The organism is Microbacterium sp. 2MCAF23, assembly GCF_052115565.1.
Classification (GTDB): domain Bacteria; phylum Actinomycetota; class Actinomycetes; order Actinomycetales; family Microbacteriaceae; genus Microbacterium.
The window spans coordinates 1-21396 of record NZ_JBFRGY010000019.1 but is presented as its reverse complement, the minus strand read 5'-3'; the positions used below and the strand labels follow the sequence as shown (position 1 = coordinate 21396).

Below are 21396 nucleotides of genomic sequence, written 5' to 3'. Positions count from 1 at the left end.
TGCACCGATGCCGCCTCCGTGACGGCGCGACTGGCGCATTCATAGGCCTGCGCGGCAGGATGAGGGCATGACGTTCCCCGCCCTCGCGCCCCTCGCCGACCGCGCCGCGCTGTTCGCCGCCCTCCGCCAGGACCAGCTGGTCACCGCGACCGCCGCCCTGGGCGAGCACCGCTGGGACGTCGACCTTGCAGCGGGCACCCTCACCTTCACGTCGGAGACCGATCCGAGCCGCCAGCTCGTCGCGCGGGCATCGCTCGTCGCCACGATCGCCCCGGGACCCCGTTCGCTGATGTGGGCCTGGGCGCACCCGCAGGGCGGATCCGATCCGTCCGTCGCCGGCCTCCGCGACTACGGCACGACCTATTCGATCGATGCGCTGTCCAATCCGGAGCTGCCGTTCCCGGCCGAGATCGACGCGGACCTGGACGGCTGGATCGCCGGCGTCGCGCATCAGGTCGGCGCGATCGCCGAGGAGATCACCGGACGCTCGCCGTACTACTCCGCCCCGGTCGGCAGCGGCACGCGCGCCGTGTTCCTGCTGGACGCAGCCCTTCCGCCGCTCACGGTCGCCGACGCCGTCGTCGCCCTGCCTCGGATCCTGTCCGAGCTGACGCTCTCCGACGCGCGCTCCTCCGTGTGGGATCTGGCCCGGCTCGCCGGCTGGAACATGCAGTGGGCCGATGAGGCGTATTCGGCCGCGGTCGTCAGCGATGCGAGCGGCAGCGCCACGTTCCGCTTCGACGAGTACGCCCGGATCGCGAGCATCGAGTCGCAGCTCGGGCAGGCCCCACAGGCCTGATCCGGAAGCTGCGAAGCACCCGGAGATGCGCTCGGCCTCGCGCGTCGCGGTGGCCCTCGCCGTCACCGTCGCCGCGCTGCTGCTGTCCGCCGGCCCGGCCTGGGCGCATGTGACAACGGTCGCGTACGCCGACCTCACCGCGACCGGCCCGAGCGATGTCCGGGTCGAGTTCGACCTCCAGCACGAGCTGCTCAGCGCGTCCGCCGCCAAGGCGCAGGACGACCCTGCGCTCTTCGCCACTGCCATCGAGCACCCTCGGCCGGGCGCGGAGAACCAGGTGCTCGCCGACCACGCCGCCGCCATCCTCGCGTACACCACGAAACGATTCACCGTTGCGGTCGACGGCGGCTCGGTCTGTGCACCGCATCCTGACGGCCCCGCGGTGTTCCACACCAGGGACGCGACCGATTACGCCCGTTTCGGGATCCGCTATGCGTGCGCGGCCGGCCACGGCGGCGCGTTGGTCGTGCACAGCACGCTGTTCCCCGACGCCGAGGGCATGGTCAGGGACACCAAGACGATCGTGACGTACGCGATCGACGGCCGCAGCGGCAGCGCCGCCCTCGACGCCGCGCACCCGCAGTTCTCGACGGCGCAGCCCTGGACCGCGCGCTTCGCCGAGTTCTTCCTGCTCGGCGCCGAGCACCTGCTGACCGGGATCGACCACATCCTGTTCCTCATCGCGCTCATCATCAGCTCGCGCCGGCTGCGCGACGTGGTCCTCGCCGCGACCTGCTTCACCCTCGCGCACTCGATCACGTTGCTGCTCGCCGCGCTCGGGCTCGTGCACATCGGTGCGAATCTGGTCGAGCCCGCCATCGCGCTGTCGATCGCCGCCGTCGCGGGCTGGCATCTCTGGGAGGAGCGGCTCCGACGCGCGGCGCGACGACGAGGCGAGCCGGCGCCGCCGCCGTCCCGCTCGGCCTCGCTCGTGCGACTCGGGATCGTGTTCGGTTTCGGCCTCGTGCACGGGCTCGGCTTCGCGACCGCGCTGAAGATCGACGAGCCGTGGTCCTGGACGCTGCTGTGGTCGCTGCTCGTGTTCAACCTGGGCATCGAGGCGGTGCAGCTGGCCGTCATCCTCGTGGTCTTCCCGCCGCTCCTGCTGCTGCGCCGCCGCATGCCCCGCACGGCGACCGTGCTGGGCATCGTCGTCACCGCCGTGGTGCTCCTGTTCGGCCTGCTCTGGTTCGCGATGCGGGTCCTCGGCCTGCCGGGAACCCCCTGAGCCCACCCCTGCCCATCCGACCCGCGCAGCGGCCCGGACCGGATTCCGTGACAGTCTGGACGCATGAGGAATCTGATCGTGCGGTTCGCGTCGCTCTACGTCTTCAACGTGGTCGTGCTGCTCGTCATCGGGGGGCTGACACCCGCCCGAGTCGGCCTGCATGCGCTCTGGGCATCGGTGATCCTGACCCTGGCGGCGCTCTTCCTCAAGCCGCTGCTGCAGAGGGTCGCATCGTCGATGTCTGCCGGCGGCACCAAGATCGTGCAGTACCTGGCCGTGTTCGTGGTCGAGTTCGTCATCTGGCTGCTCACCGTCTGGCTGAGCGGCGTGCGCGCAGGCAACGTCTGGGGCTGGATCCTGCCGCCGCTGATCCTTCTGGTCGGCTGGGTGGTCTACGACCAGGTCGACGATGCGCTGACACGCAAGACCGGCGAGCTGTATGACGCCGCCGGGGCGAAGATCGCCGGATCCCGCTCCGCATCCGCGTCCGAGACGGCATCGGCTCCCTCCGCCGCGTCCTCCCCGGCGACCGCGGCGGCACGCGAGGAGCTCGAGGACGGCCTCACGCCCGAGCAACGCCGCATGTTCGACGAGCTCGGCTGAGCCCGCGACCCGCAGACGGAACGGGCGGATCCGGCCTGTCGTCGGATCCGCCCGTTCTTCGTCGGTGCGCGTGCGCCGGAGCGTTCAGCCCGCTGCGCTGGTGCGTTCAGCCCGCGGCGCGCTCCGCCGCCTCGACCACGTTCGTCATGAGCAGGGCGACCGTCATCGGGCCGACCCCGCCGGGGTTCGGCGAGATCCAGCCGGCCACCTCGGCGACCCCGGGCTCCACGTCTCCGTAGACCCTGTTCTTGCCGGTCTCCGGATCCGTCTCGCGCGTCACGCCCACGTCGAGCACCGCGGCGCCCGGCTTGACGTCTTCCGCCCGGATGAGGTGCTTGACTCCGGCGCCCGCGACGATGACGTCCGCCTCGCGCAGGTACGGCGACATGTCCGGCGTACCCGTGTGCACCTGGGTGACGGTGGCGTTGATGTCGCGGCGCGTGAGCAGCAGGCCCATCGGACGCCCGATCGTGACGCCACGGCCGACGACCACCACGTGCTTGCCCTTGAGGTCGTAGTCGTTGCGCAGCAGCAGCTCGATCACGCCGCGCGGCGTGCACGGCAGCGGCGTGCGGATGGGCGCGTTCACGTTGAGCACCAGCCGGCCGAGGTTCGTCGGGTGCAGCCCGTCGGCGTCCTTGGCCGGGTCGATCCGCTCGAGGATCGCGTCGGTGTCGAGGTGCTTCGGCAGGGGCAGCTGCACGATGTAGCCGTGGCAGGACGGATCCGCGTTGAGCTCATCGATGACGGCCTCGACCTCGGCCTGCGTGGCGTCGGCGGGCAGCTCGCGTTGGATCGAGTTCATCCCGATCGCCTCGGACTGCTTGTGCTTCATCCCCACGTACAGCTGCGAGGCCGGGTCGGCCCCGACCAGCACCGTGCCGATGCCGGGAACGATGCCCCGCTCCGCGAGCGCGGCGACCCGCTCGGCGAGCTCCGCCTTGATCTCGGCCGAGGCCGCCTTGCCGTCGAGGATCCGAGCCGTCACTGCACGAGGTCCGGGTAGAGCGGGAAGGCGCCGGCGAGCGCGTCCACGCGGGCGCGCAGCGACTCGACGTCGGCGCCGGGCTGCAGCGCGAGCGCGATCACGTCGGCGACCTCGGTGAACTCGGCGTCGCCGAAGCCGCGGGTCGCGAGCGCGGGCGTACCGATGCGCAGGCCCGAAGTGACCATCGGCGGACGCGGGTCGTTCGGGACGGCGTTGCGGTTCACCGTGATGTGGATGTCGTGCAGCAGATCCTCGGCCTGCTTGCCGTCGATCTCGGCGTCGCGCAGGTCGACCAGCACCAGGTGCACGTCAGTTCCACCGGAGCGGACAGCGATGCCCGCGTCCTTCACGTCCTGCTGCGAGAGGCGGTCGGCGATGATCGCCGCGCCCCGCAGCACGCGCTCCTGGCGCTCCTTGAACTCCGGGGTGCCGGCGATCTTGAACGCGGTCGCCTTGGCGGCGATCACGTGCATGAGCGGACCGCCCTGCTGGCCCGGGAAGACGGCGGAGTTGATCTTCTTCGCGATGTCCGCGTCGTTCGTGAGGATGAAGCCCGAGCGGGGGCCGCCGATGGTCTTGTGCACGGTCGAGGAGACGACGTGCGCATGCGGCACCGGGTTCGGGTGCAGGCCCGCGGCGACGAGTCCGGCGAAGTGCGCCATGTCCACCCAGAGCAGCGCGCCCACCTCGTCGGCGATCTCGCGGAATGCGGCGAAGTCGAGGGTACGCGGGTAGGCCGACCAGCCCGCGATGATGACCTTGGGCTTGTGCTCGATGGCGAGACGGCGCACCTCGTCCATGTCGATGGTCGAGGTCTCGGGGTTCACGCCGTAGGCGACGATGTCGTAGAGACGCCCGGAGAAGTTGATCTTCATGCCGTGCGTGAGGTGGCCGCCCTGGTCCAGGGACAGGCCGAGCAGGGTGTCGCCGGGGCGGGCGATCGCGTGCAGCACGGCGGCGTTCGCGGTCGCACCGGAGTGCGGCTGGACGTTGGCGAACTCGGCGCCGAACAGCTCCTTCGCGCGGGCGATCGCGAGCTCCTCGGCGACGTCGACCTCCTCGCAGCCGCCGTAGTAGCGGCGGCCTGGGTAGCCCTCGGCATACTTGTTGGTGAGGACGGATCCCTGCGACTGCAGGACGGAGACGGGGACGAAGTTCTCCGAGGCGATCATCTCGAGGAAGGTCTGCTGACGCTTCAGCTCACGGTCGAGGACCTGGGCGATCTCGGGGTCCACCTCGGAAAGAGGCGCATTGAAGAAACGGTCGGTCATGGCATGCTCCTTTGACGGTTGCGAAGAGAGGGGTGCTCATCGGCCCAGGCGCGCGGTCGAATCCATGACGGTCGCTCCCCGGTGGTGACCCACCCAGACGCCAGTCGCGACATCGACGAGCCTACCGGATCGGGATGAGGATCCGGAGGGCGATGACGTCGCCCGTCCGTGCGGCACGCCGTGCGCACGGTAAGTTTTGTTCATGGTCCTGCATGATGCACCGTCGCTCATCCCGTTCCCCTCCTCGGTGCGACTCGGCGAAGGATCCGTCCCGCTCGGATCCGTGCGCCTCGACGGTGATCCCGAAGCGGTCGCGCTTCTGCGCGCCGAACTCGGCGCACTCCTCGGGGCCGATGCGGTGGACGACAGCGGCGGCACGCGGATCACGCTCGAGATCGACCCCGCCCAAGGCTCCGCGGAGGGCTACACGCTCGATGCCGGCGCCGACGTGATCCGCGTCACGGGGCACGACGCCGCCGGTCTCTTCTACGGCACCCGCACCCTCCTGCAGCTGCTGCGCCGCGGCGAGCGCGCCGGCTGGTCCATGCCGGAGATCCGCGTCGAAGACGCCCCGCGCTTCCGTTACCGCGGCGTCATGCTCGACGTCGCGCGCCACTTCTTCTCGGTCGCCGACGTCGAGCGCTGGATCGACGGCGCGGCCTCGCTCAAGTACAACCACCTCCACCTGCACCTCACCGACGACCAGGGCTGGCGCATCGAGATCGAGTCCTGGCCGCTGCTCGCCGAGCGCGGCGGAGCCAGCGAGGTCGGCGGAGGCGCCGGCGGGTTCTACACCCAGCACCAGTACCGCGAGATCGTCGCCTACGCTGCGGCGCGCCACATGATCGTGGTGCCGGAGATCGACCTGCCGGGGCACACCCACGCCGTCGGGGTCGCCTATCCGGAGCTGGTCGCGCTGCCCTCCCTCAGCGACAAGACGATCACCGAATCGACCGCGCTGAGCCAGTCCCTCCCGGTACACGGCGAGCCCTACACCGGCTGGGCGGTCGGGCATTCCTCGGTGCAGATCCACGACGAGAGCACGTACGCCTTCATCACCGACGTGCTCACCGAAGTCGCCGCCCTCACGCCCGGACCGTACCTGCACATCGGCGGCGATGAGTGCCTCGGAACCTCATCCGAGGACTTCGCGCTGTTCTTCGAGCGGGTCAGCCGGATCGCCGCGGCCACGGGCAAGACCCCCATCGCCTGGCACGAGGCCGGCGCCGTCGACGACCTCGCCGAGGGCATGCTCGGGCAGTACTGGGCCGGCGCCACCCCGGAGGGCGCGCACGGAGAGCATGCCGCGCACTTCGTGCAGCGCGGCGGCGCTCTGATCCTGTCCCCCTCCGATCGGGCGTACCTCGACATGAAGCCGCACGCCGGCTTCCCGCTCGGCCTCGCCTGGGCCGGTGTGGTGCCGTTGCGCACCGCCTACGACTGGGAGCCGACCGCGGTCATCGACGATGTGCCCGCCGGCGCGATCCTCGGCGTCGAGGCGCCGCTGTGGACCGAGACCGTGTCGAGCCTGGCCGATGCCGACCGCCTCGCCTTCCCGCGCATCGCCGCGCAGGCGGAGATCGGATGGTCGGCGCAGAATGGACCCGAGCGATCCTGGCCCTCGTTCCGGGCCAGGGTCGCGCGGCTGATCCCCGTGTGGGAGTCTTCGGGCATCGCCGTCGACCGCACCGCGCTGGACGACGAGACCACTCCGGAGCCGGACGGCATCCCGCAGCCCGTCACCGCCGCATCCGCCCCGAGCTTCGAGGAGACCGCATGACCGCCCGCACCGAGAGCTCCGCACAGGGATCCCTCGTCATCCACTCCGCCCGTATCGTCTCCGGCGGATCGATCGTCGAGGACGGCTGGGTGCGGTTCGAGGACGGGTCCGTCGCAGCGCGCGGCACCGGATCCGACTGGGTGCCGGCGGACATCGTCGTGGACGCACGCGAGACGGCGGGCCACGGCGCGATTCTCACCCCCGGCTTCGTCGACATCCACGGGCACGGCGGCGCGAACGCGGCCTTCGACGACGGCGTGGACGCGATCCGCACCGCCCGCGCGATGCACCGCACGCACGGCACGACGCGCGCCGTCGTCTCGCTGATCACCGCGACCCTCGACGAGCTGGGCGCCCGTGTCGGCATGGTCGCCGACCTCATGCGGACCGACCACGATCTGCTCGGTTCGCATCTGGAGGGCCCGTTCCTCGACCCCGGGCACATGGGCGCCCACGACCCGGCGCTGCTGCGTGCTCCTGCCGCGGCCGACGTGCAGCGTCTGCTCGACGCCGGCCGCGGCACGGTCCGCCAGGTCACTCTGGCTCCCGAGCTCGAGGGCGGCCTGGAGGCGATCCGCCTCGTCGTCGCCGCGGGCGCCGCGGCCGCGGTGGGCCACACCGACGCCGACGACGACACGATGCGCGCCGCGTTCGACGCCGGGGCGACGATCCTCACGCACGCCTTCAACGCCATGCGTCCGGTGCACCACCGCGACCCCGGGCCGGTGCTCACCGCCGCGCACGACGAGCGCGTCACGCTGGAGGCGATCGCGGACAACATCCACCTGCACCCGCACATCATCAAGCTCGTGTTCGACGAGGCACCGGGACGGGTCGCGCTGGTCACGGATGCGATGGCTGCGGCCGGATCCGCGGACGGCGACTACATGCTGGGCTCGCTGCACGTCACCGTGCTCGACGGCGTGGCGAGGGTGGACAGCGGCTCGATCGCCGGCTCCACGCTCACGCAGGACGTGGCGCTGCGCCGTGCCGTGGAGGCCGGCGTGCCGCTCGCCGACGCTGTGCTCGCGCTGACCCGCACGCCCGCGCGTGCCATCGGGGTCGGCGCGTACGTCGGCGAACTCGAGCCTGGGTGCCTAGGCGACGCCGTCCTGCTCAGTGCCGACCTGGATGTTGCGCGGGTCTGGACGGGTGCGGCTCTGATCCGCTGATCGGCGCGACGGGACTCAGTCGGGGCCGGGGGCCTGCCGCTCCCCAGCGGAGGCCCCCGTACCCTCAGTTCCCCAGATCCCCTGAACCCGAATCAGAGGGTCCCCGTATCAGAGCAGGTCGGCCCGGAACTCCTCCCCCGAGGTGCCGGGCCGACCTTGCCGGCGGATCCCCACCCGCCGGAGCCTGTGCTCGCCGCCCCCCGGTGGCCCACGCAGACTGTCTCTGACAGGGAGATGGGGTTCCTCGCGATCCATTACGCGAGTTCGCAGAAAATCATCGGGAAAGTTCTGACACTCCGTCTCAGCCCCGACGACACCACGTCCTGCGTGTTCAGATCCTGCACGCCTACCCCGATTTCGTTCGTACCCTGGCGTGTTCACAGCCAGAGGGTGAAGAATAGGTGGTCCGCGTGATGAGCAATTGGGACGCTCTCTTCTCATGAGCCTGTCCCGACTGAGAACCGAGAAATGACCGACCACCACACCAGTGCATCGATGGATAGCGCCGAATCGGCGCGCAGCGACGCCGACCTCGTGCTGCGCACCCGCTCCGGCGACCCCGACGCCTACGCAGAGTTGTGGCGCCGTCACTACGCATCGGGCATGACGGTGGCGCGGTCGATCACGAGCACCTTCGACGCCGACGACCTCGTACAGGAGTCCTTCGCGCGGATCTACCAGACCATCCGGAAGGGCGGTGGTCCCACGGGGTCGTTCCGCGCCTATCTGTTCACCAGCATCCGCAACACCGCGGCCGGATGGGGCCGCGCCCGCCGCGAAGCCCCCATCGATGAGCTCGACACCGTCGCGGATCCCTCCTCGACCGAGCAGGCCGCGAACGACGCCCTCGACCACAGCCTCTCCGCCAAGGCCTTCCGCAGCCTCCCTTCGCGCTGGCAGGAGGTGCTCTGGTACTCCGAGATCGAGCAGATGAAGCCGGCCGAGATCGCGCCACTGATCGGAATGACTGCCGGGGCAACGGCGCAGCTCGCGTTCCGTGCCCGCGAGGGTTTGCGAGAGGCATGGATCCAGGCGCATCTGAGCACGGCAGAACCCGGATCCGTCTGCGAATGGACGATCGAGCGTCTGGGCGCATACTCGCGCGGCAACCTCGGCGCCCGTGATCGCAACAAGCTGGAGAAGCATCTCGGCGAGTGCGCTCGCTGCCTGATCGTCGCTGCAGAGGCCAAGGAGGTCTCGCACCGGCTGGCGTTCGTACTGCTGCCCCTGGTCTTGGGCATCAGCGGATCGGGCGCCTACCTCGCGATGCTGCAGAGCGGGTCCGCGCCCGTCGTCGCGCTCGCAGCAATGCCCTCCAGCGTCGTGCAGGGCGCGGTCGTCGCCAGTTCGGCAGGCGTCGGAGCCACCGGTGCGGCCGCTCATGGAGCTGCTTCCGCCGCCGGCTCTTCCACGGCCGGTTCCGGCGGTTCGACGGGCGGCGCCGTCGCTGGTTTCGGTGCCCTGGTCGGCGCAGGTTCTGCAGCTCTTGTGATCGCCGGTGCGATCGTCGCCGCAGCCGTGGTTCCTGGCCTCACCGCGAACCCCGCCTCGACCTCGGCACCATCCGCGTCGGATCAGGGCGACTCCGGCATCGTCGCGCAGATGTCGCCGGTCCCGCCCGCGGCTCCACCTGCCCCCGTGGCCCCCGTCGACCCTGCGCCGCACCCCGATCAGCCGAAGACCGTTGCGCCCGCGCCTGTCGACGTCACGGCGCCGCCCGCAGCGGCTGCCGATGTCATCCCGGTCGCGCCGCCGGTGTCACCCGTCGATCCGTCCAAGCCCGGCACCGACCCCGGAACAGACCCCGGCACCGACCCCGGAACAGACCCGGGAACAGACCCCGGCACCGACCCCGGAACAGACCCGGGAACAGACCCCGGCACCGACCCCGGAACAGACCCGGGCACGACGAATCCCCCGGCCTCCGCGCCCGTCCTCGGAACAGCGACGCTGACCTGCAGCCTGCTCCCGCCACTGCTCGAGGATCGCGTGCGGGTGGCGATCTCCATCAGTGGCGTGCACGGCGCGACCGTAGTGGCCGCAATCGATGGCGCGGTCTCCGCGAACACGACGCTCGACGCGACCGGCGCAGGATCCGTCGTGCTGAATCCGACCTACAACCAGGTCAACGGGGGAGCGAAGATCTCGTTCACCTATGTCCTGGGCGCCAAGGTGGGCGGTTCCGCTGAGTTCGACCTCGGCAGGCTCGCCCCGGTGAGCTGGCCCTCCTGCTGGACCTACCCGGCACCACCTACCCCGGCCGAGCCGCCGGCCACGCCGCCGCCGACCACTGCCGTCACGCCGATCACGGATGCGCCCACCCCGAGCGGTCCGGCGCCCGCCGACCTGACGTCGCCGACTGCTCCCGCAGCGGGATCGGATCCCAGCACCCCGACTGCACCCGCGACGCAGGCTCCGGCGGGGCCGCAGAGCGCAACGCCTGGCGTGGACGCCGCCTCGGCGCCCGCGCCAGCTGCACCCGACCCGACCGCGGACCCGGCACCTGCGGCCCCCGACCCGGCACCCCCGGCGCCCACCGACCTTCTCGCACCGCTGAGCACCCTCATCGCACCGCTGACGACGACCGCCCCCTGAAGGCACCCGAGACCTCTGGTGCCGTTGCCCACCGCGGACTCATCCGTCCCCGGCGCGTAGAATCGTGGGTATGCCCTCCGACGTCCCCGCTACCGACAACCTCCGGTCGGTGCCCTCGCTTCCCGACGAATCGAGCGCGCTCCCATCGCAGGGCATGCTCCCCCGCGCCACCGCGCTGGACATCGTGCGCGTGATCGTCCTGGTCGCCGCGCTCGCGTCGCTCGTGCTGTGGGGCCTCGCCGCGTGGACCCTGCCGTGGAACCTCGTCGCCGCGATCGGCGCGCCGGTGATCACGCTGCTGCTGTGGGCGCTGTTCCTCTCGCCGCGCCCGGTGCTGGTCGTGCACCCGTTCGTGCGCGCCGCCGTCGAACTCCTCCTCTACGCCGCTGTGACCGTCGCCTGGTGGACGATGGGACAGGCCTGGATCGGACTCGGCTTCGCCGTCGTCGCGGTCGCCACGGGACTCATGGCCGGCCGCCGCGCCCTGTCCTGAGGCCGCCGGTGCCCGTCACCGTCCTGGACCGGCTCCGCATCGCGCTGGGCGACCGCGTCGACACGACGGATGCCGCGCTCGACGCCGCCCGCGCCGATCGATCCGGGCATGCCTCGCCGTCCGTTCCTCTCGCCGTGGTGCACGCCGAATCGACGTCCGACGTGCAGGCGACGCTTCGCATCGCGCAGGAGACCCGCACGCCTGTCGTGGTGCGCGGGGCGGGCACCGGGCTCGCAGGCGCCGCGATCGCCGGCGCCGGCGAGATCGTGCTGTCCACTCTGCGCATGCGCCGTGTGCTCGAGATCCGCCCCGACGATCTCCTCGCCGTGGTGGAACCCGGGATCCTCAACGCCGAGCTCGATGCGCTCCTCGCCGAACACGGCCTGTGGTGGCCGCCCGACCCCGCCAGCCGCGACATCTCCACGATCGGCGGCAACATCGCCACAGGCGCGGGCGGGCTGCTGTGCGCGAAGTACGGCGTCGTGCGCGATGCCGTGCTGGCGCTCGACCTCGTGCTCGCCGACGGTCGCCTGCTGCACCTCGGACACCGCAGCGTGAAGGGCGTGACGGGCCTCGACCTCACGTCACTCGTCATCGGCTCCGAGGGCCGGCTCGGCGTGATCGTCGGCGCCACCCTGAAGCTGCGCCGCGTCGTGCCCGGCACCCCGTGCACGATCGTCGCGACCTTCCCCGCCGTCCGCGACGCGGCCCGCGGATCCGCGGCCGTCACCGCCTCGGGCGCCGAGCCCGCGATCATGGAGCTCATGGACGCGCGCTCCCTCGCCGCCGTGCACGCGCTGCTCGGGCTGGAGCCGCCGCTCGAGGGCGTGGCGCAGCTGACGATCCAGACCGACGGACGCTCGGCCGCGGTCGAGGCGGAGCAGATCGCCGCGGTGCTGCGCGGGGCCGGCGGCACCGTGACGGTGACCGACGACCCCGTCGAGGGCGAGGAGCTGCTGCGGGTCCGTCGATCGATGCACGCCGCCATGGCGGCCCTGGGCACCACCCTCATCGAAGACGTGTCCGTGCCGCGCAGCGCGCTGCCGGCGATGTTCGACGAGATCGCGCGCATCGAGCAGGAGTACGGGATCGAGATCCCCACGGTCGCGCACGCCGGCGACGGCAACCTGCATCCGAACTTCATCGTGCAGAGCCCGGAGATCCCCGAGCGGATCTGGCAGGCCGCCGACGACCTGTTCCGCGCGGCCTTGCGCCTGGGCGGCACGCTCACCGGCGAGCACGGCATCGGAATACTGAAGAGCCGCTGGCTCGCCGAGGAGCTCGGAGAGGACCAGTGGGAGCTGCAGCGCGAGATCGTGCGGGCGTTCGATCCGACAGGAATACTCGCCCCCGGCAGGGTCTACGCGCCCCGCACCACCGAGCCTGACAACCCAGCGCCGAACGACGCGGTGCAGCATGACACGGAGGATCCCCATGCCTGACATCCACGTCTCGGCCGCGATCATCACCGACGCCGCGGGGCGCGTGCTGGTCGTGCGCAAGCAGGGCACCGAGCGGTTCATGCAGCCGGGCGGCAAGCCCGAGGCCGGCGAGACCGCCGCGCAGACCCTCGCACGCGAGCTGCACGAGGAACTGGGGCTGCGCATCGACGAGGATGCGCTGCGCCCGCTCGGCGTGTTCGTCTCGGCGGCCGCGAACGAGCCCGGTCATCGCGTGGTCGCGACCGCATTCGCCACGACCGCCGAGCCCGGCGACGTGCAGGTGCAGGCCGAGCTCGCCGAGTTGCGGTGGATCACCCCGGCCGATGCGGAGTCGCTGCCGCTCGCCCCGCTCAGCGAGGAGCACCTGCTCCCCCTGGCATGGCCGGATCTCACCCGCTGAACTCGCGCCCGCCGGTCAGATGCCCTGCCAGGCCGGCTTGTTCGCGAAGGTGTAGCGGTAGTAGTCCGCGAGCGTGAGCTTCGACGCCGCGGCCTCGTCCACGACCACCGTGGCGTGCGGGTGCAGCTGGATCGCCGTGGCCGGCACCAAGGCCGACAGCGGCCCTTCGACGGCGTCGGCGATGGCCTGCGCCTTGCCCTCGCCATAAGCGAGCAGCACGAGGTGGCGCGCCTCCAGGATCGTGCCGAGCCCCTGGGTGATGCAGTGCATCGGGACGTCGTCCGGGGAGTCGAAGAAGCGCGCGTTGTCCTCCCGGGTCTGCTCGGTGAGGGTCTTCACCCTGGTGCGCGACGCGAACGAGCTGCCGGGCTCGTTGAACCCGATGTGGCCGTCGGTGCCGATGCCGAGCAGCTGCAGGTCGACCCCGCCCGCCGCCCGGATCTTGGCGTCGTACTCGGCCCCGGCGTGCTCGATGCCGTCCTCGGATCCGTCCGGCACGTGCACGAGCGCCGGCGTCAGGCCGAGCGGCTGAACGACCTCGCGCGTGATCACGGAACGGTAGCTCTCCGGGTGCGAGGGGTCGATGCCCACATACTCGTCCAGCGCGAAGCCGCGAACGCGCGACACGTCGAGGCCGACGAGTCGCGTGCGCAGTGCCGAGTAGACCGGCAGTGGGGTGGATCCGGTCGCGAGTCCGAGCACCGCATCGGAGCGGCGCGCGATGAGTCGGGCGATCTCGGCGGCGACCAGTTCGCCGGCGGCGGTGGAGTTCTCGACGATGACGACTTCGGCCATGGGGTGCTCCCTCTAGGTGTCGGTGGCGTGGATTCGGATGTGCGGGTTCGAGGCGGTGCGGTGATCAGACGAGTTCGGCGGGCAGGCCGGCGGCCCCGACGAGCGCGGCCCCGAGCGCTGCCGCAGGGGATCCGAGCGGCAGCAGTTCGACTCTCCGGTCCAACCGCAGCGAGCCGATGAACGGCGATTCCGCACCCTCCTGGCGCAGCCGGCGCACGAGGTCGTCCAGCAGGCGGTCGCCGAGGGCGGTGACCCCGCCGCCGATCACGACGGTCTCGACGTCGGCGCTGAGCACGAGGCTGCGGACCGCGGAGGCCGCGCCGAACGCGATGCCCTCGCGCAGCTCCAGGGCGAACGCGTCGCCGTCCTCCGCAAGGTCGAAGATGTCGCGGAGCGGAAGATCGCCGCCGCGCGCCCAGGCCTTGGTCACGGCGCCTCCGCCGCAGAAGGTCTCGATGCAGCCGCGCTGCCCGCAGCCGCACACCCGCCCGCGGGGATCCACGGAGAGATGCCCGACCTCCCCGGCCGTACCGTGCGCGCCGCGCCAGAGAGCCCCGTCGATGACGATCCCCGCGGCGACCCCGGTGCCCAGGTTCAGGTAGGCCATCGAGTGGGCGTCGCCGCGCAGTGACCCGGCGCCGAGGGCCGCCGCCTTCACGTCGTTCTCCACGGAGACGGGGACGGGCAGGCGGATGCGCACGGCCTCGGCGAGATTCAGGTCGGTCACGCCGAGGTTCACCGCGTACAACACGCGGCCCGCATCGGCATCGATGAGACCGGGGATGCCGATGCCGACCGATGCCACGTCCGAAACCGGGAAGCCGCCCTCGCCGGCGAGCGCGTCGACGGCGTCGTGCACGGCGGTGACGACGGCGTGATCGCCCCATCCCGTGGGGATACGGGTGCGCGCGAGGATCGCGCCGCCGGCGGCGAGAGCGAGCGCGTCGATCTTGGTTCCGCCGACGTCGAGGCCGACGCGGATCGCGCTCACGAGACGCCCAGCTGGCCCGACAGGACCATGACGGCGGCTCCGCGCAGCACGATGTCGTCCTGCGCGGTGAGCCGGATCGCGACGTCGTCGAAGACGCCCTCCAGCGTGCGCTCGGTCAGCGTGCGCGTGGCTGCGTCGATGAGCGTGCCGGCGAGCAGATCCGCAGGTCCCGACAGCACGATCTCGGAGAGGTCGAGCGCGGCGACGATGGGCGCGATGGCGACGCCGAGCCGTGTTCCGGCCTCACGCAGCACCTGCTCCTCGGCTGCAGGGTCCTCGGCGATGCGCGCGCGCAGTTGGGATGCGCTCAGCCAGGCCTCCAGGCATCCCTCCTTGCCGCACGCGCAGCGCGGCCCGCCGTCGGTGCCGACGACGACGTGGCCGATCTCGCCCGCCGCGTAGCGGCTGCCCACGAGGGGCTGGCTGTCCGAGATCAGGCCTGCCCCGACGCCGCGGCCGATCTTGATCAGCAGCATGTCCGGACGAGCCTGGCCGAAGGTGTACTCGGCGAGCACCGCGGCGTTCGCGTCGTTGCGCACCAGGACCGGCAGGTCCAGGGCCGCGCTGAGCAGCCGCTCGAGCGGGAAATCGCTCCAGTCCAGATTGGGCGAGTTCAGCACGACCCCATCGGGCCGGACGATTCCCGGAGCACCGACGCCGATGCCGAGCACCGGCACGGTGGACAGCTCGACCAACTCCGCAGCGAGGGAGCGGACCGCCTCGTACGCGGCCGCGCCGCCGTTCGGGCGGGGCACCTCGCGTCGCTCGAGCACCACGCCGTCCAGGCTCATCAGCGCACCCTCGAAGGCGCCCGGACCGGAGAGGTCGAGGCCGACGATGCGATGGCCGTCGCGATCGATGTCGATGAGGATGGGCGGCTTACCCGGGCCGGTGGTCTCGCGGATGCCCTTCTCCACGACGATGCCGTCGTGGATGAACTCGCCGACCAGGTCGGAGATCGTCACGCGGGTGAGGCGGGTCTCCCGGGAGAGGTCGGCGCGGCTCATGGCGCCGGAGTGATACAGCGTCTGCAGCACCAGGGCGCGATTGTGTCCGCGCGCGTGCTCGGGGAGCACCTTGGTGCTCGTGCGCAGCTTGCGCGCGGACCCGAAGCGATGCGGGCTGGACCCGCTCTCCGCGTTCATCGGGCGACGCTGCTCATCCGTGGGGCCATGTTTGTTAGTACACCTTACGAACGGGTGAAAATCAAGCCCGGTCGCGCGCGTCGCGAACCGGGTCTCCTCGAACGTTACCGGATCCTGGCTCGTTCACCCCAAGTTTTCCCGCGCGCGGCGCTGTACGACGAGGCCCCTGGGCCGCTGATCCCGCGCACCTCCGTCCGTCCATGTGCTTCCGTTGCCGTTTTGTGATATGGCATCCCGTATCCTTGAAAGACTGACAACGCTGAAGGGCAAGGGGGGTGTGCACGTGACGGATCTGGTGACGGCAGCGGGGGCTCCGACCGAGGAGAACACGATCGTCGACGGCACGGATGCGACCGCAGAGGCCGCCGCCGGAGACGGCGCGGGCGATCGCCCTGTGGAGTGGGCACCCGCCGATGAGCCTCCGCGCAAGAAGCGCCACGTCGGCCGCTGGGTCGGCATCGGCCTCGGCGTGCTCGTCCTGGGCCTGGGCGCCGCGTCGACGATCCTCATCGCCCCCGGCACCGCGATCGCCGGTGTGCAGGTCGGCGGAATGACGCCCGGCGCCGCGGCAGAGGCCGTCAGCAACCACATCGGCGCCATGCAGGTGACACTGACCGGCGAGGGCGACGGCAAGCACGTCAGCGGATCCGACCTGGGCGCGCATGTCGACGCGACCAAGCTCGCCGACAAGGCCTTCGCCGAGCGCCCGATGTGGAACATCACGAGCTGGATGTCCGCCCCGATCCCCGGCACCATCACCCTCGACGAGCGCGCCGCCGAACACGCGCTGCGCGCGCAGGTCCCCACGGTCTATCGGGACGCCACCGATGCCACGGTCGCCTTCCACGGCACCGGCTACGCGGCGACTCCCGCGAAGGACGGTTCCGGCATCGACCTCAAGGCCCTCACGGCGGCGATCTCGTCAGCCGCCGAGAAGGGGCGCAGCTCGCTCACGTTCGAGGCGAACGCGGCGCCGGTCGCCCCCGCCATCAGCGATAAGACCGCCGCCGCCACGGTCACCGAGCTCAACACCCTGCTCTCCACGATCGGCTTCTACGTCGGCACGGAGCGCACGGTCCCCGTGGACCCGGCCACAGCCGCCAGCTGGCTCACCCTCACGCCCGACGACGGCAAGCTCGCGATCACCGCGGATCGTACCGCCATCCAGAAGAGCATCGACACGCTCGCGGCGACGGTCAACCGCGCGCCTGTCAACGCCACCACGGTCGTGAACTCCTCGGGCGAGGTGCTCGCCGACATCACCCCCGGTGTGACCGGCCGCCAGCTCGGTGACATGTCGGGGGCGGCGGCGACGTTCGCCGCGCAGATCGCGAAGGGCAACGGCACCCTCACTCTCCCGGTCACAGACACGCCCTTCAGCTCCACGACGCTGCTGCGCAAGATCGACGTCAACCTCAGCACCGAGACCGTGACGGTCACCGAGAACGGCAACGTGGTCGACTCCTGGTTGGTCTCCTCGGGCCGCGAGGGCTTCGCGACGCACACCGGGTCGTTCGCGGTGAACTGGAAGCTCGAGACCCAGAACATGGGCAACACCGACCTCACCAAGGCGCCGTACTACTACCAGCCCGACGTCAAGTGGATCATGTACTTCAACGGTGACGAGGCCCTGCACGGCGTGTACTGGCACGACAACTGGGGCAGCCCGATGAGCCACGGCTGCGTCGGCATGCCGGAGTGGCGCGCCGAGTGGCTGTTCGACTGGAGCCCGCAGGGCACCGAGGTCAACGTGCACTACTGATCCGGATCCGGATCTCTCGTCCGGACGGGGCTCGTCGCATCGCGCGGCGGGCCCCTTCTCGTGCCCGGCGCGACGCGATGCGACGGCTCGCCGGACGGAATGACGAAGGGGGCGGATGCCGCAGCATCCGCCCCCTTCGTCGTGCTGTCAGTTCAGGCCGTCGATGACCGCGTTCAGCGTCGCCGACGGACGCATGATCTTCGCCACGAGGGCGCCGTCGGGGCGGTAGTAGCCGCCGATCTCGGCAGGCTTGCCCTGCACCGCGGTGAGCTCGGAGACGATGCGCTCCTCATCCGCGGCGAGCGCGGCGGCGACCGGCGCGAACGCGGCCGCGAGCTCGGCGTCCTCGGTCTGCTTCGCCAGCTCCTGCGCCCAGTACAGGGCGAGGTAGAAGTGGCTGCCGCGGTTGTCGATCGTGCCGAGAGCGCGGCCCGGCGAACGGTCGTTCTCGAGGAACGTGCCCGTCGCGGCGTCGAGCGTCTTCGCCAGGATCGCGGCCTTGGCGTTGCCCGTGCGGTCGGCGAAGTGCTCGAACGACGCGGCGAGCGCGAAGAACTCACCCAGCGAGTCCCACCGCAGGTAGTTCTCCTCGACGAGCTGCTGCACGTGCTTCGGGGCGGATCCACCCGCACCGGTCTCGAACAGCCCGCCGCCGGCGAGCAGCGGGACGATGCTCAGCATCTTCGCGCTGGTGCCGACCTCGAGGATCGGGAACAGGTCGGTGAGGTAGTCGCGCAGCACGTTGCCCGTGACAGAGATGGTGTCCTCGCCCTTGCGCATCCGGGCGAGCGAATAGCGCGTCGCCTCCTCCGGGGTGAGGATCTCGATCGTCAGGCCGTCGGTGTCGTAGTCCTTGAGGTACTCGGTCACCTTGGCGATGAGCGCGGCGTCGTGCGAGCGCTCCGGGTTCAGCCAGAAGACGGCGGGCGCTCCGGTGGCGCGGGCTCGGCTGACGGCGAGCTTGACCCAGTCGCGCACGGGGACGTCCTTGGTCTGCGTGGCGCGCCAGATGTCGCCCGCGTGCACCTCGTGCTCCAGCACGACATCGCCCGCCGAGGTGAGGACCTGGACGCGCCCGTCGGCGGCGATCTCGAAGGTCTTGTCGTGGCTGCCGTACTCCTCGGCCGCCTGGGCCATGAGGCCGACGTTCGGCACGGTCCCGATCGTCGCCGGGTCCAGCGGGCCGTTCGCGATGACATCCTCGATCGTGGCCTGGTAGACGCCGGCGTACGACGAGTCCGGGATGACGGCGAGGGTGTCGTCCTCTCCGCCATCCTTGCCCCAGAGCTTGCCCCCGTTGCGGACGAGGGCGGGCATCGAGGCGTCGACGATCACGTCGCTCGGGACGTGCAGGTTGGTGATGCCCTTGTCCGAGTTGACGTAGCTCAGGCGCGGGCCGTTCTCCATCGCCGCCGCGAATGCCGCCGCGATCTCCTCGCCGCCCTCGATGCCGGCGAGTCCGGCGAGGATGGAACCGAGCCCGTCGTTGGCGGTCAGGCCCGCCGCGGCGAGCTTGTCGCCGTACTGGGCGAAGACGTCCGCGAAGTAGGCGCGCACGACGTGGCCGAAGATGATCGGATCCGAGACCTTCATCATCGTCGCCTTGAGGTGCACCGAGTAGAGCACGTCTTCCGCCTTCGCCTCGGCGAGGGTCTCGGCGAGGAAGGCGTCGAGGGCCGCGGCGTTCAGGAAGGTCGCATCGACGATCTCGCCCGGGAGGACCTTGAGGTTCTCCTTGAGGACGGTGACCTGCCCGTCGGCGGAGACGTGCTGGATGGTGAGCACGTCATCGCCCGGGGAGACCCAGCTGCGCTCGTTCGCCTTGAAGTCGTCGTGTCCGAGCGTCGCGACATGCGTCTTGGATCCGGCGGCGAAGGCCTTGTTGCGGTGCGGGTGCTTCTTCGCGTAGTTCTTCACCGCGAGCGGGGCGCGGCGGTCGCTGTTGCCCTCGCGCAGCACCGGGTTCACGGCGGAGCCCTTGATGCGGTCGTACCGGGCGCGGATGTCCTTCTCCTCGACCGTCGTCGCGTCGTCCGGGTAGTCCGGGACGTCGAAGCCCTGCTTCTGCAGCTCGGCGATCGCCGCCTTGAGCTGCGGGATGGAGGCCGAGATGTTCGGGAGCTTGATGATGTTCGCCTCGGGCGTCGTAGCGAGCCCGCCGAGTTCGGCGAGCGCGTCGCCCACGGCCTGGCCGGCGCTCAGGCGCTCCGGGAACGTCGCGAGGATCCGACCTGCGAGCGAGATGTCGCGGGTCTCGATGTCGACGCCCGCCTGGTGGGCGTAGGCCTGGACGATCGGCAGCAGTGAGGCGGTGGCCAGTGCCGGCGCCTCGTCCGTGTAGGTGTAGATGATGGCGTCGTCGGTCACCGGGGTCTCCGTTTCACGCAGGAAGGGTTTCAGACAGCGGCCTCGCGCGATGCGCGCGCGGGGTATCGCGCGGATTTGTCTCGATACCAAGATACCTGCCCTCGGTCGGTTCCCGAGCGAGGTTCGTCGGTTCCTGCACGCGCGTGCGCCCGGCCCCATCCGCACGCCCGGTGCCGCGCAGATGAACTTATCCCCACGTTTCGGCTCGGACCGTCACGAGGCCCATCCAGGGTTTAGCCTGTTGTCCATGACGGAACTGCGACTGGTCGAACTGTCCGCGGCGACGATCGTCGCCGTCAACAACCTCTCCCTCAAGCCCGGGCAGGAGCAGTACCTCGCGCCCGTCTCGTACGGGATCGCAGCGACCGTCATGAATCCGCAGACGAGCTGGCAGCGGGTCGTGCTGGACGGCGACGAGGTCGTCGGCTTCGTCAGCGCCAACTTCGATCCCGATGCCCCGGAGGAGCACTTCCGCTCCGTGCTGTGGCGCATCAACGTGGACGCCGACGACCAGGGGCGCGGCGTCGGCCGGTTCGCCGTGGAGAGCCTCATCGCCGAGGCCCGTGCACGCGGCTTCCAGCACCTGAACGTGATCTACGAGGCGGGCACGGGAGGCCCCGAGGCGTTCTTCGAACGCGTCGGTTTCACGCCGGTCGGCCAGACCGAATACGCCGAAGTCATCGCAGAGATCCGCTTCTGACCCCGGCGCGCCCGGTTCTGCACCCCGACGCGCCCGCGACACGCGTACGCTGTGATCGGCGGCGGGGTTTCGAATCCCCTCCCCCATCGAAGCCCCGTCGTCTTCTCTCCCCGATGAGCAGGCGAACCGGACGTCGCCGCCCTGTGGACCGTTGCCTGTCATCGCCTGTCATCGTCGACTCCGCAGGGCATCCGCGACTCTGACGGACGGATCCGACCGACACATCCTGCGGAAGCGGGAACGCACTCCGAACGCATCGCTTCGCGCGCGCTCAGTCGTTCTGGTTGCGCGGCTTCGGTCCGCGCTCGCGTGCGTTCCACGCGGCGATCGCCGAGGCCGCCGCATCGGCCGCCCGATCCAGAGCCTCGGCCGACAGCGCGATCACGTGCTGGGCGGTGTCCTGCCATCCGGTCCCGCGCGATACGCGCTCGCGCTCCGGGTCCCTGCCCTCGGCACGGGCATGCGCGTCGCGCTCGGCGAGGTCGAACGCGCGCTCGAGGCGGGCCACCGCGTCGCGGTAGGCGCCGAACTCGGCCGGGGCGACGCGGCGGGCAGGATCCGGGCGCGCCTGCCGCGCCTCGTCCATCGCGAGCAGGAACGCGGCGGTGGACGGATCGCGGGCGTCGCCGATGGTGGGGTATGCGATGAGCTTCGCCGGATCCGTCTCGTAGGCCATCCAGCGCGCCACGACCGCGTCATGGGCCGCCATCGCGCGGGGCAGCGGACGACGCCGCGGATCCGCGTTCAGCGCCAGGTCCGCTCGCGCCGCCTCGGCCTGCGCTCGTCGTGCCCGCACCGAGGCCGCCGCGGCTCTGGCGCCCGTCTCGGCCTCGCGCAGGGCGCGCCGGGCATCGGCCACCTCGGC

The 21396-nt window shown here is 71.0% G+C and carries 17 protein-coding genes, 1 pseudogene and 1 riboswitch; of the genes and pseudogenes, 11 read left to right on the top strand and 7 right to left on the bottom strand.

The window, feature by feature from the left end:
• Positions 1-67 precede the first annotated feature (67 nt).
• The 3 genes from AB4078_RS18145 to AB4078_RS18135 all read left to right on the top strand — a co-directional run bounded on the left by AB4078_RS18145 (position 68) and on the right by AB4078_RS18135 (position 2630).
• Positions 68-799 carry a DUF6882 domain-containing protein gene (locus AB4078_RS18145; protein ID WP_441978287.1) on the top strand — a complete coding sequence of 244 codons (732 nt, stop codon included), beginning with the start codon at positions 68-70 and terminating at the stop codon, positions 797-799.
• A gap of 25 nt (positions 800-824) precedes the next feature.
• Positions 825-2027 (top strand): HupE/UreJ family protein, encoded by a 1203-nt coding sequence (locus AB4078_RS18140; RefSeq protein WP_441978286.1) that lies wholly within the window; start codon positions 825-827, stop codon positions 2025-2027.
• A 63-nt stretch (positions 2028-2090) separates the two neighbouring features.
• The gene (locus tag AB4078_RS18135; RefSeq protein WP_441978285.1) at positions 2091-2630 is read left to right on the top strand and encodes a hypothetical protein; all 540 of its coding nucleotides are present in this window, start codon (positions 2091-2093) and stop codon (positions 2628-2630) included.
• A gap of 106 nt (positions 2631-2736) precedes the next feature.
• Here the strand turns inward: AB4078_RS18135 and AB4078_RS18130 are convergent, their stop codons facing one another.
• Both AB4078_RS18130 and glyA read right to left on the bottom strand, forming a co-directional pair.
• The gene (locus AB4078_RS18130) at positions 2737-3618 is read right to left on the bottom strand and encodes a bifunctional methylenetetrahydrofolate dehydrogenase/methenyltetrahydrofolate cyclohydrolase (RefSeq protein WP_441978284.1); all 882 of its coding nucleotides are present in this window, start codon (positions 3616-3618) and stop codon (positions 2737-2739) included.
• Positions 3615-4889, bottom strand: coding sequence for a serine hydroxymethyltransferase (glyA, locus tag AB4078_RS18125; RefSeq protein WP_440733489.1), 1275 nt, complete (start codon positions 4887-4889; stop codon positions 3615-3617). Before glyA ends, AB4078_RS18130 begins: the two co-directional genes overlap by 4 nt.
• Positions 4890-4924: 35 nt before the next feature.
• Positions 4925-5007, bottom strand: a riboswitch (ZMP/ZTP riboswitch).
• A gap of 84 nt (positions 5008-5091) precedes the next feature.
• Between glyA and AB4078_RS18120 the strand changes: the two genes are divergently transcribed.
• The 6 genes from AB4078_RS18120 to AB4078_RS18095 all read left to right on the top strand — a co-directional run bounded on the left by AB4078_RS18120 (position 5092) and on the right by AB4078_RS18095 (position 12771).
• A complete protein-coding gene (locus AB4078_RS18120; RefSeq protein WP_441978283.1) occupies positions 5092-6669 on the top strand; it encodes a beta-N-acetylhexosaminidase in 1578 nt (525 codons plus the stop codon).
• Positions 6666-7841, top strand: coding sequence for an N-acetylglucosamine-6-phosphate deacetylase (locus tag AB4078_RS18115; RefSeq protein WP_441978282.1), 1176 nt, complete (start codon positions 6666-6668; stop codon positions 7839-7841). The genes AB4078_RS18120 and AB4078_RS18115 overlap by 4 nt, the downstream gene beginning before the upstream one ends.
• 468 nt (positions 7842-8309) lie before the next feature.
• A complete protein-coding gene (locus tag AB4078_RS18110) occupies positions 8310-10436 on the top strand; it encodes a sigma-70 family RNA polymerase sigma factor (protein WP_441978281.1) in 2127 nt (708 codons plus the stop codon).
• Between the two features lie 70 nt (positions 10437-10506).
• A complete protein-coding gene (locus tag AB4078_RS18105; protein WP_441978280.1) occupies positions 10507-10929 on the top strand; it encodes a YrdB family protein in 423 nt (140 codons plus the stop codon).
• 8 nt (positions 10930-10937) lie between these two features.
• Entirely contained in the window at positions 10938-12371 is a 1434-nt protein-coding gene (locus tag AB4078_RS18100; protein WP_441978279.1) for an FAD-binding oxidoreductase, read from the top strand.
• Positions 12364-12771, top strand: a complete 408-nt coding sequence (locus AB4078_RS18095) for an NUDIX hydrolase (protein ID WP_441978278.1) — start codon at positions 12364-12366, stop codon at positions 12769-12771. Before AB4078_RS18100 ends, AB4078_RS18095 begins: the two co-directional genes overlap by 8 nt.
• Positions 12772-12786: 15 nt before the next feature.
• On the opposite strand, the gene AB4078_RS18090 is transcribed toward AB4078_RS18095, so the two are convergent.
• The 3 genes from AB4078_RS18090 to AB4078_RS18080 all read right to left on the bottom strand — a co-directional run bounded on the left by AB4078_RS18090 (position 12787) and on the right by AB4078_RS18080 (position 15702).
• On the bottom strand, positions 12787-13566 hold the full coding sequence (locus AB4078_RS18090; RefSeq protein ID WP_441978277.1) for a glucosamine-6-phosphate deaminase: 780 nt from the start codon (positions 13564-13566) through the stop codon (positions 12787-12789).
• 64 nt (positions 13567-13630) lie between these two features.
• Entirely contained in the window at positions 13631-14557 is a 927-nt protein-coding gene (locus tag AB4078_RS18085; protein ID WP_441978276.1) for an ROK family protein, read from the bottom strand.
• Positions 14554-15702 (bottom strand): ROK family transcriptional regulator, encoded by a 1149-nt coding sequence (locus tag AB4078_RS18080; protein ID WP_441978275.1) that lies wholly within the window; start codon positions 15700-15702, stop codon positions 14554-14556. The genes AB4078_RS18085 and AB4078_RS18080 overlap by 4 nt, the downstream gene beginning before the upstream one ends.
• Positions 15703-15985: 283 nt before the next feature.
• Here AB4078_RS18080 and AB4078_RS18075 point away from each other — a divergent pair, with 283 nt between their 5' ends.
• The gene (locus tag AB4078_RS18075) at positions 15986-17464 is read left to right on the top strand and encodes a L,D-transpeptidase family protein (protein ID WP_441978274.1); all 1479 of its coding nucleotides are present in this window, start codon (positions 15986-15988) and stop codon (positions 17462-17464) included.
• 147 nt (positions 17465-17611) lie between these two features.
• On the opposite strand, the gene AB4078_RS18070 is transcribed toward AB4078_RS18075, so the two are convergent.
• Positions 17612-19831, bottom strand: coding sequence for an NADP-dependent isocitrate dehydrogenase (locus tag AB4078_RS18070; protein WP_441978273.1), 2220 nt, complete (start codon positions 19829-19831; stop codon positions 17612-17614).
• Between the two features lie 247 nt (positions 19832-20078).
• Between AB4078_RS18070 and AB4078_RS18065 the strand changes: the two genes are divergently transcribed.
• Positions 20079-20531, top strand: a complete 453-nt coding sequence (locus tag AB4078_RS18065; protein ID WP_440733501.1) for an N-acetyltransferase family protein — start codon at positions 20079-20081, stop codon at positions 20529-20531.
• A gap of 271 nt (positions 20532-20802) precedes the next feature.
• Here AB4078_RS18065 and AB4078_RS18060 read toward each other — a convergent pair.
• Positions 20803-21396 (bottom strand): annotated as a pseudogene (locus AB4078_RS18060) (hypothetical protein); the annotation flags it as partial.

What these genes read in the sequence shown, in the direction of transcription:
- AB4078_RS18145 (WP_441978287.1), top strand. Translation starts at nt 68, where the DNA reads ATGACGTTCCCCGCCCTCGCGCCCCTCGCCGACCGCGCCGCGCTGTTC.
- AB4078_RS18140 (WP_441978286.1), top strand. Translation starts at nt 825, where the DNA reads ATGCGCTCGGCCTCGCGCGTCGCGGTGGCCCTCGCCGTCACCGTCGCC.
- AB4078_RS18135 (WP_441978285.1), top strand. Translation starts at nt 2,091, where the DNA reads ATGAGGAATCTGATCGTGCGGTTCGCGTCGCTCTACGTCTTCAACGTG.
- glyA (WP_440733489.1), bottom strand. Translation starts at nt 4,889, where the DNA reads ATGACCGACCGTTTCTTCAATGCGCCTCTTTCCGAGGTGGACCCCGAG.
- AB4078_RS18120 (WP_441978283.1), top strand. Translation starts at nt 5,092, where the DNA reads ATGGTCCTGCATGATGCACCGTCGCTCATCCCGTTCCCCTCCTCGGTG.
- AB4078_RS18115 (WP_441978282.1), top strand. Translation starts at nt 6,666, where the DNA reads ATGACCGCCCGCACCGAGAGCTCCGCACAGGGATCCCTCGTCATCCAC.
- AB4078_RS18110 (WP_441978281.1), top strand. Translation starts at nt 8,310, where the DNA reads ATGACCGACCACCACACCAGTGCATCGATGGATAGCGCCGAATCGGCG.
- AB4078_RS18105 (WP_441978280.1), top strand. Translation starts at nt 10,507, where the DNA reads ATGCCCTCCGACGTCCCCGCTACCGACAACCTCCGGTCGGTGCCCTCG.
- AB4078_RS18095 (WP_441978278.1), top strand. Translation starts at nt 12,364, where the DNA reads ATGCCTGACATCCACGTCTCGGCCGCGATCATCACCGACGCCGCGGGG.
- AB4078_RS18090 (WP_441978277.1), bottom strand. Translation starts at nt 13,566, where the DNA reads ATGGCCGAAGTCGTCATCGTCGAGAACTCCACCGCCGCCGGCGAACTG.
- AB4078_RS18080 (WP_441978275.1), bottom strand. Translation starts at nt 15,702, where the DNA reads ATGAACGCGGAGAGCGGGTCCAGCCCGCATCGCTTCGGGTCCGCGCGC.
- AB4078_RS18065 (WP_440733501.1), top strand. Translation starts at nt 20,079, where the DNA reads ATGACGGAACTGCGACTGGTCGAACTGTCCGCGGCGACGATCGTCGCC.